This is a genomic window from Dechloromonas denitrificans (assembly GCF_020510685.1).
GTDB lineage: Bacteria > Pseudomonadota > Gammaproteobacteria > Burkholderiales > Rhodocyclaceae > Azonexus > Azonexus denitrificans_A.
Genome location: NZ_CP075185.1, coordinates 4,104,421 through 4,116,327, shown reverse-complemented (window position 1 = coordinate 4,116,327; position 11,907 = coordinate 4,104,421). Strand labels below are relative to the sequence as shown.

Genomic DNA, 11,907 nt, shown 5'->3' with positions numbered 1-11,907 from the left:
TTGTCTACTCCAGCAGTTCGACCGGGATCACGGCGCGCAGCACGGTCTGGGTTTCGCCCCGGCGGACGCGGTTGGTCAGCCACCACAGGGCGCCTTTCTTGATGCTCCAGTCGGTTTCGTGGCCGGCCAGGAGCAGCGCTGCGAGGCGGCCGAGCGAAGGCTGGTGACCGATCAGCAACACCGAGCCGGTGGCCTGGGGCCAGCCGGACGCGGCGATCAGTTCGGAGACGCAGGCTTCGGGACCGATCTTGCGCTGGGTCTCGAAAGGCAGCTTGAGCGCCTCGGCGGTCTGTTGCGTCCGGATCGCCGGGCTGGCGATGATGCGCAGATCCTTGGGCTGATGGGCATGGATCCAGGCCGCCATGATCCGCGCCTGTTTCTGGCCGCGCTCGGTCAGGCGCCGCTTCAGGTCATCTTCGCCATCCTCGGCTTCGGCATGGCGCCACAACAACAAATCCATCGCTCTGTCTCCGGAAAAAGCCGGCATGGTGACCTCCGATTGTTACCGCAACATTGCCGGATTATAGGTTGCGCTGCGCCGGCCAAGGGCCGCTCGCGTCCGGCCCGCTCTAAGGGTTTTCCCGCGGTCTCTTGCCAAGGGGCGGAAATCGCCGAATACTCGCAAAGCCGGTGGGCGACTCAAAAAAATATGGCCTCCGGCTTTCGGCTGAATTTATCGAACGCTGAACGGATGGAGACAATCATGACGCTAGCAGCCAAGGTGCGGACGCACAAACTTTCCCCTAATGCCGGCCTGTGCGCGGCCGGTTTCAACCTGATCGGCGCCGATTCGCCGGCGATCGAGGCGATGACCGATTTTTCCCGGGTCAATGCGGTGACCATCGCGGCCGGCGCCTCGCTGGCCGAGGCCAACGCCCGGATGATTTCGCGCGGCGTGCGGCTGCTGCTGGTGAGTGCCGGCGATGAGCAGATCGACGGGCTGATTTCGGCGCGCGACCTTCTCGGCGAGCGGCCGATGCAACTGGCCCAGTCGCGCGGCGGCAAGCGTGATGAGCTGACGGTGCGCGACCTGATGGTGCCGGCGGCCAGCATCGACACGCTGTATCTCAACGAAGTGCTGAACGCCCGCGTCAGCGATATCCTCGAGGCGCTGAAAAGCCTCGGGCGGCAGCACATCATGGTCGAGGACATCGACCCGGCCAGCGGTCAGCCGCGGCTGCGCGGCGTCTTCTCGGCGACGCAGATCGGCCGGTTGCTCGGCGTGCCGGTGCTCGGCTTCGATCTGCCTCAGACTTTCGCCGAAATCGAAGCGGCGCTCGCCAATTGATCCCGGTTCCGAACGGCCGTCCGGCGCGGGAAGACTTGCGGGAGCTGGCGGAGCAATCGCTGCTCGCGCATTTCGCCGATGTCTGCGAAGGGACGATCATCGTCGATGGCGCGGCCAACGTCGTCTGGATGACCGACCGTTATGCCCACCATCTCGGCATCGCCGATCCGCTGGCGAGCATCGGCCGGCCGGTCGAGGAAGTCATTCCGAACAGCCAGATGCGTCAGGTGATCGAAAGCGGGCGGCCGATCATGCTCGACATCATGGATTTCGGCCAAGGGGCCTTCGTCGTCACCCGGCTGCCGCTGCGCGATGCGGCGGGGCAGGTGGTCGGCGCCGTCGGCTTCATGCTCTACGACGACCCGCGTCATCTGGCGCCGGTGTTTTCCCGTCACCAGCGTCTGCGCGCCGATCTGGCCGAGGCCGAGCGCAAGCTGGCCGAAGCCCGGCGCACCAAGTACACCTTTTCCAGTTTCGTCGGTATCGGGCCGGCCTGTAGCGAGCTCAAGCTGGCGGCCCGGCGGGCGGCCCGCACCACTTCGTCGGTGCTGATCCTCGGCGAAACCGGCACCGGCAAGGAATTGCTGGCCCAGGCGATCCATGCCGCCAGTCCGCGCGCCAGCGGGCGTTTCGTCGCGGTGAACATCGCCGCCGTGCCGGAAACCCTGCTCGAAGCCGAGTTCTTCGGTGTCGCCGCCGGCGCCTATACCGGGGCGGATCGCCGCGGGCGGGTCGGCAAGTTCAAGCTGGCCGATGGCGGCACCCTCTTCCTTGACGAGATCGGCGACATGTCGCTGGCCTTGCAGGCGAAGTTGCTGCGCACCTTGCAGGAGCACGAGTTCGAGGCCGTCGGCTCGAACCGGCTGGAGACCGTCGATGTCCGGGTGATCGCGGCGACCAGCCGCAATCTCGAACAGATGGTGGCGGCCGGCAGCTTCCGCGCCGATCTCTATTACCGGCTCAATGTCATTACCCTGAAGACGCCGTCGCTGCGCGACCGGCCGGAGGATTTTCCGCTGCTCGCCGAGCACCTGGTGGACCACATCTGCCGGCACCAGGGCATGCCGGTGCACGGCATCACCCCGGCCGCCATCGAGCGGCTGCGTCTGCACGACTGGCCGGGCAATGTGCGCGAGCTGTCGAACGTGCTGGAGCGGGCGCTGTTGATGTCGGACGCCTACCTGATCGATGCCGTCGATCTCGATCGCTTGATGCCGGCCGTCAACGTCCCTCCGGCGCCTGATGCGGCGAGTGGCGGCGGCATGGCCGAGGCGGTGGCGCAGGCCGAGCGCGAGGCGATCCGGCTCGCCCTCGGGCATGCGCACGGCAACAAGGCGCAGGCGGCCCGCCTGCTCGGCATTTCCCGGGCGGCGCTGTACGAGAAGATTGCCGTGCTGGGAATCTTGACGGCGGCCTGAGTGTCTGCCAGGCCGGACAGCATGTCCGCCCGGGCAGACGCAATGGCGAGGGGCGGCCGGCTTGGCCAAGGCCGGTTTCCATTACTTTCAACGGCTTGGGTTTCTGGCACAAGGCGTGCGAGAGAGACGGTTCCGCAATAATTCATAAAGGAGACAACAGTGGACTTTCTCATCGTACTGGCCGCCCTGGCCTTTCTGATGTTCGTGGCCTATCGCGGCTACAGCGTCATCCTCTTCGCGCCGATTGCCGCCCTCGGGGCGGTCCTCTTCGTCGATCCCAATCTGGTCGCCCCGATGTTTACCGGCCTGTTCATGGACAAGATGGTCGGCTTCGTCAAAAACTTCTTCCCGGTCTTCCTGCTTGGCGCCGTCTTCGGCAAGGTGATCGAGCTCTCCGGCTTTTCGAAGGCCATCGTCGCTTCGGTGATCAACTTCATCGGCCGCGAACGGGCCATGCTCTCCATCGTCATCGTCTGCGCCCTGCTGACCTACGGCGGCGTCTCGCTGTTCGTCGTGGTCTTCGCGGTCTATCCGTTCGCCGCCGAAATGTTCCGCCAGGGCGGCATTCCCAAGCGCCTGATCCCCGGCACCATCGCCCTCGGCGCCTTCACCGTGACGATGGATTCGCTGCCCGGCACGCCGCAGATCCAGAACATCATCCCGACCACCTTCTTCAAGACCGACATCTATGCCGCACCGTGGCTGGGCATTATCGGCGCCGCCTTCATCCTGATCTGCGGCCTGGCCTACCTCGAATCGTGCCGGCGTCGGGCGGCGGCTGCCGGCGAAGGTTACGGCGACGGTCACAGCAATGAGCCGGAGCCGTTCGAACACGAAAAACTGGCGCATCCGCTGATCGCCATCCTGCCGCTGATCATGGTCGGCGTGATGAACAAGGTGTTCACTACCGCCATCCCGCTGCTCTACGGTGAGAAGGTTTCCTTCATTCCCGCCGTGATCGGCAAGGCGGCGCCGGTCGTCCAGCAGACCAAGGCGGTCGCCGCCATCTGGGCCGTCGAAGGCGCGCTGCTGGTCGGCATCGCCACGGTCTTCGTCTTTGCCTGGAGAAACGTCTTCAGCAAGTTTGCCGAAGGCAGCAAGGGGGCCATCGGCGGCGCCCTGCTGGCCACCATGAATACCGCTTCCGAATACGGTTTCGGGGCGGTGATCGCCGCCCTGCCGGGTTTCCTGGTCGTCGCCAACGCCCTGTCGGCGATTCCCAACCCGCTGGTCAATGAGGCGATCACCGTTACCGCGCTGGCCGGCATCACCGGCTCGGCCTCGGGCGGCATGGGCATCGCGTTGGCGGCCATGGCCGAGACCTTCATCGCCAACGCCCAGGCGGCCGGCATTCCGCTCGAAGTGTTCCACCGCGTCGCCTCGATGGCTTCCGGCGGCATGGACACGCTGCCGCACAATGGCGCCGTCATCACGCTGCTCGCCGTCACCGGCCTGACCCATCGCCAGTCGTACAAGGACATTTTCGCCATCACCATCATCAAGACCGTGGCGGTGTTCGTGGTGATCGGCGTGTATTACGCGACCGGTATTGTTTGATCCGCCAATAAATATAAAGAGGAGACAAAAATGGCCCTTACCCGTCACCCGATGGCGGCATCGCTGCGTGCTTCCGATACCGGCAAGGTCGTCACGGCGCGCGATGCCGTGCGCCTGATCAAGGACGGCGACACCGTCGCCACTGGCGGTTTCGTCGGCATCGGCTTTGCCGAGAACATCGCGATTGCCCTGGAAGAACGCTTTCTCGAAGGCGAACAGGCCGACATGCATGGCCTCGGCAGCCCGCGCAACCTGACCCTGGTCTATGCCGCCGGGCAGGGCGACGGCAAGGAACGCGGGCTCAACCACCTCGGCCATGACGGCCTGGTCGGCCGCGTGATCGGCGGCCACTGGGGGCTGGTCCCCAAGCTGCAGCAACTGGCGGTGGCCAATCGCATCGAAGCCTACAACCTGCCGCAAGGGGTGATCACCCACATGTTCCGCGACATCGCCGCGGGCAAGCCCGGCACCATCACCCGGGTCGGCCTCGGCACCTTCGTCGACCCGCGCTTCGGCGGCGGCAAGCTGAACGAGATGACGACCAAGGAGGTCGTCCGGCTGATGGAAATCGACGGCGAGGAATACCTGTTTTACAAGGCGCTGCCGATCAATGTCGGGATCATTCGCGGCACGACGGCCGACCCGGACGGCAACATCACCATGGAGAAGGAGGCGCTGACGCTGGAAGCGCTGGCCATCGCCATGGCGGCGCGCAATTCGGGCGGCATCGTCATCGTCCAGGTCGAGCGGATCGCCGAGCGCGGCACGTTGAACCCGCGTCAGGTGAAGATTCCCGGCATTCTCGTCGACTGCGTGGTGGTCGCCGAAAAGCCGGAATACCACATGCAGACTTTCAGCGAACCGTACAGCGCGGCTTTCGCCGGCGAGATCAAAGTGCCGATGTCGGCGATCGCCGCGATGCCGATGAGCGAGCGCAAGATCATCGCCCGCCGGGCGGCGCTCGAATTGCAGGCGAATGCCGTGGTCAATCTCGGCATCGGCATGCCGGAAGGCGTCGCCAATGTCGCAGCCGAAGAGCAGGTGATCGACCTGCTGACCCTGACCGCCGAACCCGGCGTGATCGGCGGCGTGCCGGCCGGCGGCCTGAGTTTCGGGGCGGCGACCAACGCCCAGGCGATCATCGACCAGCCCAGCCAGTTTGATTTCTACGATGGCGGCGGGCTGGACATCGCCTTCCTCGGCCTGGCCCAGGCCGACCGCCAGGGTAATCTCAACGTCTCCAAGTTCGGCCCGCGCCTGGCCGGGGCCGGCGGCTTCATCAACATTTCGCAGAATGCCAAGAAAGTGGTCTTCGTCGGCACCTTCACCGCCGGCAATCTGGAAGTCGCGGTGAACGAAGGCAAGCTGCAGATCATCGAGGACGGCAAGGCGACCAAGTTCGTCGAGGAAGTCGAACATCGCACCTTCAGCGGTTCGCAGGCCGCCAAGTGGGGCAAGACCGTGCTCTACATCACCGAGCGCTGCGTTTTCAAGCTGACCGCCGACGGGCTGGAATTGATCGAAGTCGCGCCGGGCGTCGATCTGCAAACGGACATTCTCGAGCGGATGGCCTTCACGCCGATCATGCATGAGCCGCCCAAGCTGATGGATGCCCGCATCTTTGTCGATCAGCCGATGGGCATCCGTCCGGCGATGCTCGAGCGTCCGTTGGCCGAGCGCCTTTCTTACGATGCCGCGCAGGACCTGTTTTTTGTCGATTTCGCCGGCCTCTCGGTACGCAGCGAAAACGACATCACGCGCATTCTCGAAGCGGTCGAAGCCGCCTTGGCGCCGATCGGCCACAAGGTCAATGCCATCGTCAATTACGACCGCTTCTCGATCGTGCCGGAACTGGTCGATGACTACATCGGTATCGTCAAGGGCATCATGGAGCGTCACTATCACAATGTGACGCGCTACACCGCCAGCACTTTCCTGCGCATGAAGCTCGGCGAAGCGCTGGAAAAACAACAGATCGCGCCGCAGATCTACGAGAATGCCGACGAAGCGGAAGGCAATCTGCGCAAGGGCTGATCACCACAGCGTCATTTGTTGGCCGGGGGCGGCGGCGGGCAGGCTATCATTGGCCGATTGCCGCTCCACCGGGGGCGGCTTCCTTCAGGTCGCAGTCGACACAGGTTTTTGCATGAAACTCTTTTCTTCGGGGCCGCTTGCCAAGCGGCAGACCCGCGTCGGGCTGGTGCTGGTTGCCGTGCTGGCAGCCGGCGCCCTTTTCTTTGCCGGCCCGGCCGCGAAAAAGCCGGCAGCGACGGTTGCGCCAGCCGCCAAGCCGGCGCTGACGGTCAGTTTGATCTCGCTGCAGGCCGAAGACTGGCCGCAAGTGCTGCCGGCCAATGGCAATGTCGTGGCCTGGCAGGAGGCGGTGATCGGGCCGGAAATCAGCAATTACCGGATCACCGAAGTGCTCGTCCAGGTCGGCGATCAGGTTCGCAAAGGCCAGGCCCTGGCGCGCATCGCCAGCGACACGGTGGCCAGCGAACTCGCCGAAGCCCAGGCCAGCGTGGCCGAAACCCAGGCCAGTGCGATGGAAGCGAAGGGCAATGCCGAGCGGGCCACGGAGCTGAAGGCCAAGGGTTTCTACAGCTCGCAACTCAATACCCAGTTCCAGACGGCCCAGCATACCGCCGCCGCCCGGCTGGCCGCGGCGCGTGCCCGGCAGCAGGCGGCCGAAGTGAAAATGAGCAAGACCAACGTGCTGGCTCCGGATGCCGGCGTGATCTCGGCGCGCAGCGCGACCGTCGGTTCGCTGACCCAATCCGGGCAGGAACTGTTCCGGCTGATCCGCGGCGGCCGGCTGGAATGGCGGGCCGAAGTCCCGTCGACCGACCTGGTCTACCTCAAGCCCGGCCTGGCCGCGGTCCTGATCAGCCCGAATGGCGGAACGGTGCGCGGTAGCGTGCGGGTCGTTGCACCGAGCGTCGATCCGCAGACCCGTAACGGGCTGGTCTATGTCGATTTGCCGGCTACCGACGCCGTCCGCGCCGGCATGTTCGCACGCGGCGAATTCCAGCTGGCGCAACGCCCGGCGCTGACTCTGCCGCAAACGGCGGTGGTCCTGCGCGAGGGCTTCGCCTACGCTTTCCGGCTGGACGGCGCCGATCGCGTCGCCCAGGCCAAGGTCACGCTCGGCCGGCGTCTCGGCGAGCGCGTCGAGATCGTTTCCGGGCTGGCAGCGGACGCCCGGGTGGTCGAGAATGGTGCCGGCTTCCTGGCCGATGGCGATGTCGTGAAGGTTGTCGAAGGCAGCAAGCCGTGATCAACGTTTCCTCCTGGTCGATCCGCAATCCGACCCCGGCCATTCTCTTTTTCCTGCTGCTCACGCTGGCCGGTTTGCTGGCCTTCAAGGGCATGAAGATCCAGCAGTTCATGGATATCGATCTGCCGATGGTCACCGTCACCGCCTCGCTGCCCGGTGCCGCGCCGGCCCAGATGGAAACCGAGGTGGCGCGCAAGATCGAAAATTCGGTCGCCACCCTGCAGGGCATCAAGCATATCTATACCAAGGTGCAGGATGGCACGGCCATCGTCACCATCGAATTCCGCCTCGAGAAGCCGACCCAGGAAGCGGTCGACGACGTCCGCGATGCGGTGTCGCGGATTCGTTCCGACCTGCCGGGCGACCTCAAGGACCCGGTAATCAGCAAGATAAACGTCGCCGGTGCGCCGATCCTGACCTATACGGTGGCGTCGAGCCGGATGGACGACGAGGGGCTGTCGTGGTTCGTCGACAACACGGTCAGCAAGGCCATGCTCAGCGTGCGTGGCGTCGGCGCCGTGGCGCGGGTCGGCGGGGTGACGCGCGAAGTGCATATCGCGCTTGATCCGGCCCGTCTGCTGGCCTTGAACGCGACGGCCGCCGATATTTCGCGGCAATTGCGCCGGATCCAGCAGGAAGCCTCGGGCGGCCGGGCCGATGTCGGCGGTATCGAGCAGTCGGTGCGCACCATCGCCACCGTCAACTCGGCGGCCGAACTGGGAGCGCTGGACATGGTCCTCTCGGACGGCCGGACGATCCGCCTCGATCAGCTGGCGACGGTCAGCGACACGGTGGCCGAGCAACGCTCGGCGGCATTGCTCAACGGCAAGCCGGTGGTCGGTTTTGAAATTACGCGCAGTCGCGGGGCGGGCGAAGTCGAGGTCGCCGAGGGCGTGCGCGCCACACTGCAAAAACTGCAAGCCGATCACCCGGATATCACCGTCACCGAAGCCTTCAATTTCGTCGATCCGGTCGAGGAAAATTTCGACGGCTCGATGGCGCTGCTGATCGAAGGCGCCATTCTTGCCGTCATCGTCGTCTGGCTCTTCCTGCGCGACTGGCGGGCGACGCTGGTTTCGGCCACCGCCTTGCCGTTGTCGATCATCCCGGCCTTTGCCGTGATGTATCTGATGGGCTTTACGCTCAACGTCGTGACGCTGCTCTCGATGTCGCTGGTCGTCGGCATTCTGGTCGATGACGCCATCGTCGAAATCGAGAACATCATGCGCCACCTGCGCATGGGCAAGACGCCCTACCAGGCGGCGATGGAAGCGGCCGACGAAATCGGCCTGGCGGTGATCGCGACGACCTTTACGCTGATCGCCGTCTTCCTGCCGACCGCTTTCATGAGCGGGGTGGCCGGAAAATTCTTCATCCAGTTCGGGTGGACCGCCGCCATCGCGGTTTTCTTCTCATTGGTCGTCGCCCGCATGCTGACGCCGATGATGGCCGCCTACATTCTCAAACCGCCCCGCCGCGACCACCCGGAGCCGCGCTGGATGACGATGTACGTCGGCTGGGTGGGCAAGTGCATGCGGCACCGGGTGTTGACGATGCTGGCGGCGGCGGCTTTTTTCCTCGGCTCGTTCGCGCTGGTGCCGTTTCTGCCGACCGGCTTCATGCCGCCGGACGATCTCTCGCAGACCCAGGTCTACCTGTCGCTGGCGCCGGGCAGTACCTTCCAGGAAACCTTTGCCGTCGCCGAGAAGGCCCGGCTGATCGTCGAAAAAAATTCGCATGTCAAAATGGTTTACACGGCGATTGGCGGCGGCGCGGCCGGCAGCGATCCGTTTGCCCCGCGCGGCGCCTCCGAGGTGCGCAAGGCGACGCTGACGATCAATCTGACACCGCGCCAGCAGCGCGGCGGCGTGACCAAGCAGAGCATCGAGCGCGAGTTCCGGACGATGCTCACCGACTTGCCCGGCGTTCAGGTCAAGGTCGGCCTCGGTGGCGCCAACGAAAAATATGTGCTGGTGCTGGCCAGCGAAAACGGCCCGCTGCTGTCCGAGCATGCCCGGCTGGTCGAGCGCGAGCTGCGCGGCATTCCCGGTATCGGCAACGTCACGACGACGGCCAGCCTGGTCCGCCCGGAGCTGGTCATTCGCCCCGATTTCGCCCGCATGGCCGATCTCGGCGTCACCTCGGCGGTCATCGCCGACACCTTGCGCATCGCCACCGCCGGGGATTACGACCAGAGTCTGGCCAAGCTCAATCTGGCGCAGCGCCAGGTGCCCATCGTCGTCAAATTGCCGCCGGCGGCGCGTCAGGATCTGAGTCTGCTGGCTCGGCTGACGGTGCCCAGCCAGCATGGCCCGGTGATGATCGCCAATGTCGCATCCTTGAGCCTGGCCGGCGGGCCGGCCGAGATCGACCGCTACGACCGGCTGCGCAACATCAATTTCGAGATCGAACTGAACAACCAGCCGCTCGGCGAAGTCGAGAAACTGGCCCTGGCCCTGCCCAGTCTGAAAACCCTGCCACCCGGCGTGCAGCAGACGACGGTCGGCGATGCCGAGGCGATGGGCGAGCTGTTCCAGAGCTTCGCCCTGGCCATGGCGACCGGCGTGCTGTGCATCTACATCGTGCTGGTGCTGCTCTTCAAGGACTTCGTCCAGCCGCTGACCATTCTGGCGGCGCTGGTCCTCTCGGTGCCCGGGGCTTTCCTGGCGCTGTTCATCAGCCAGACCGCCTTGTCGATGCCCTCGATGATCGGTCTGATCATGCTGATGGGCATCGCCACCAAGAACTCCATCCTGCTTATCGATTACGTCATCCTTGCCCGTCGCGAGCATGGTCTGGACCGTTGGCACGCGCTGCTCGACGCCTGCCGCAAGCGGGCCCGGCCGATCGTCATGACGACGGTGGCGATGGGCGCCGGGATGATGCCGATTGCCCTGGGCATCGGCACCGACCCGAGCTTCCGGGCGCCGATGGCGATCGTCGTGATCGGCGGCCTGGTGACGTCGACCTTCCTCAGCTTGCTGGTGATCCCGGTGGTGTTTACCTACGTCGACGACCTGATCGCGCTGGTGCGCGCCAAGGTCGGCTTGCCGCCGCATTAAGCCGGCGGTTCGGCGGCGTCCTGATCGAACAGGCGCTCGCATTCCTGCATGAAGGTCTCGGCGATCTCCGAGTGATAGTTCGGGTCGAGGGCCTCGGTCATCTCGTGGGCGGCATACAGCCCGGCCTCGCGCGACAGCGTGCCGGCGATCTGGCGGGCCAGCTGATCGCTCAGGCCCGACAGCTTGCGCCGTTCGGCATGGCTCAACTGGCGTTTCGAGCGCCACAGCCAGTCGGCGGCGAGCGTCGCCCCCTGGGCTTCGGTCAGCCATTGGCTGTGCTCGTAGTAAATCGTCAGGCGCTCGGCCGCCAGGGCAAAAATCAATGCAATGCACGTTCCGCGATCGCCTACTTCCGATTGCGTAGCCTTCTCCCGAATCATCTGCCGCCTTTGCTGTGTGTGTTGCTGAACCTTAGCACGTGAGGCGGCCGGCGGCCGCAGAGGCTGGCTCTTGAGCCGGGAAGCTCGGCCGGCCGAACCCGGGCGGCCGAAAAAGCAAAGGCCCCGCATTTTTCGCGAGGCCTCTGTTTCTATCCGAGCCCGCGGGAGCGGGCCGAACTCATTGTTCCTTTTCGTAAATCACGTCGGCCCGGCGATTTTCGGCCCACGATTCTTCGTCATGGCCCTTCAGCTTCGGACTCGATTCGCCGAGCGACTTGATCAGCACCTGCTTTTCCGGAGCGCCATGGCCGATCAGCGTTGAGCGGACGGTTTCGGCCCGTTTCAGACCGAGGCGCCGGTTGAAATCGGCGCTGCCGCGTTCGTCGGCATTGCCTTCGATGCGCAGCCGGGCGTTCGGATTGCTGGCCAGGTAGCGGGCATGGGCGCGCAAGGCCGGATCGTAGTCGGCCTTGAGGTCGGCGCTCTTGTAATCGAAATAAACGCTACGCTGGGTGCGCAGGCCGGCCTCGTCCATCCTGATCGGCGTTTCGGCGCGCTCGGCAGCCGGGCTGGCGCTGACCAGGTTGGTGCCGGCTGGCCGGGGTTCCGGCTGGAGCTCCGGCGGTACCGGCTGGCCAAGCAGTCCCGGATGCACCTTGAGCGAGCCGGTCTGGGGAATATGCTTGCTGGGCGGAATGTCCTTGGTTGAAACACAGGCGGCAAGCAGGGTGGACAGCAGGAGGGTGACCGGCAGGGAGGTGCGCATCTTGATTTCGGCGACGTGAGGAAGCCCGAATGATAGCCTCTTTGGGGCATTGACGAACAGGGTTGAATGCTCGGCCGGGCTTCCTGCCGGTCTGCTGATTATTGCGGTTTGTAATAAGTAAATTCACAAAACATCTTTGTTGTTATAACCGAGTCGGCT

The 11,907-nt window shown here is 64.9% G+C and carries 9 protein-coding genes; 6 read left to right on the top strand and 3 right to left on the bottom strand.

The genetic code is table 11. The features are described 5' to 3' along the window. Positions 1–4 precede the first annotated feature (4 nt). The gene (locus KI611_RS19595; RefSeq protein ID WP_226417326.1) at positions 5–460 is read right to left on the bottom strand and encodes a SixA phosphatase family protein; all 456 of its coding nucleotides are present in this window, start codon (positions 458–460) and stop codon (positions 5–7) included. Positions 461–703: 243 nt separating this feature from the next. Between KI611_RS19595 and KI611_RS19590 the strand changes: the two genes are divergently transcribed. The 6 genes from KI611_RS19590 (at position 704) to KI611_RS19565 (ending at position 10,602) form a co-directional block, all read left to right on the top strand. Next, positions 704–1,288: a CBS domain-containing protein gene (locus KI611_RS19590; protein WP_226417325.1), complete on the top strand. Its 585-nt coding sequence runs from the start codon at positions 704–706 to the stop codon at positions 1,286–1,288. After that, positions 1,285–2,706 carry a sigma-54 interaction domain-containing protein gene (locus KI611_RS19585; RefSeq protein ID WP_226417324.1) on the top strand — a complete coding sequence of 474 codons (1,422 nt, stop codon included), beginning with the start codon at positions 1,285–1,287 and terminating at the stop codon, positions 2,704–2,706. The genes KI611_RS19590 and KI611_RS19585 overlap by 4 nt, the downstream gene beginning before the upstream one ends. Before the next feature lie 159 nt (positions 2,707–2,865). Further along, the gene (locus KI611_RS19580; protein WP_226417323.1) at positions 2,866–4,263 is read left to right on the top strand and encodes a GntP family permease; all 1,398 of its coding nucleotides are present in this window, start codon (positions 2,866–2,868) and stop codon (positions 4,261–4,263) included. Positions 4,264–4,293: 30 nt separating this feature from the next. Then, positions 4,294–6,297, top strand: coding sequence for an acyl CoA:acetate/3-ketoacid CoA transferase (locus KI611_RS19575; RefSeq protein WP_226417322.1), 2,004 nt, complete (start codon positions 4,294–4,296; stop codon positions 6,295–6,297). A gap of 112 nt (positions 6,298–6,409) precedes the next feature. Further along, positions 6,410–7,540, top strand: coding sequence for an efflux RND transporter periplasmic adaptor subunit (locus tag KI611_RS19570; protein WP_226417321.1), 1,131 nt, complete (start codon positions 6,410–6,412; stop codon positions 7,538–7,540). Further along, complete coding sequence (locus KI611_RS19565; RefSeq protein ID WP_413463983.1) at positions 7,537–10,602, top strand: efflux RND transporter permease subunit; 3,066 nt, start codon at positions 7,537–7,539, stop codon at positions 10,600–10,602. Before KI611_RS19570 ends, KI611_RS19565 begins: the two co-directional genes overlap by 4 nt. On the opposite strand, the gene KI611_RS19560 is transcribed toward KI611_RS19565, so the two are convergent. Beyond that, positions 10,599–10,982 (bottom strand): hypothetical protein, encoded by a 384-nt coding sequence (locus KI611_RS19560; protein WP_226417320.1) that lies wholly within the window; start codon positions 10,980–10,982, stop codon positions 10,599–10,601. The two genes, KI611_RS19565 and KI611_RS19560, sit on opposite strands and share 4 nt — an antisense overlap. A 178-nt stretch (positions 10,983–11,160) precedes the next feature. Then, positions 11,161–11,748, bottom strand: coding sequence for an OmpA family protein (locus KI611_RS19555; RefSeq protein WP_226417319.1), 588 nt, complete (start codon positions 11,746–11,748; stop codon positions 11,161–11,163). Positions 11,749–11,907 lie beyond the last annotated feature (159 nt).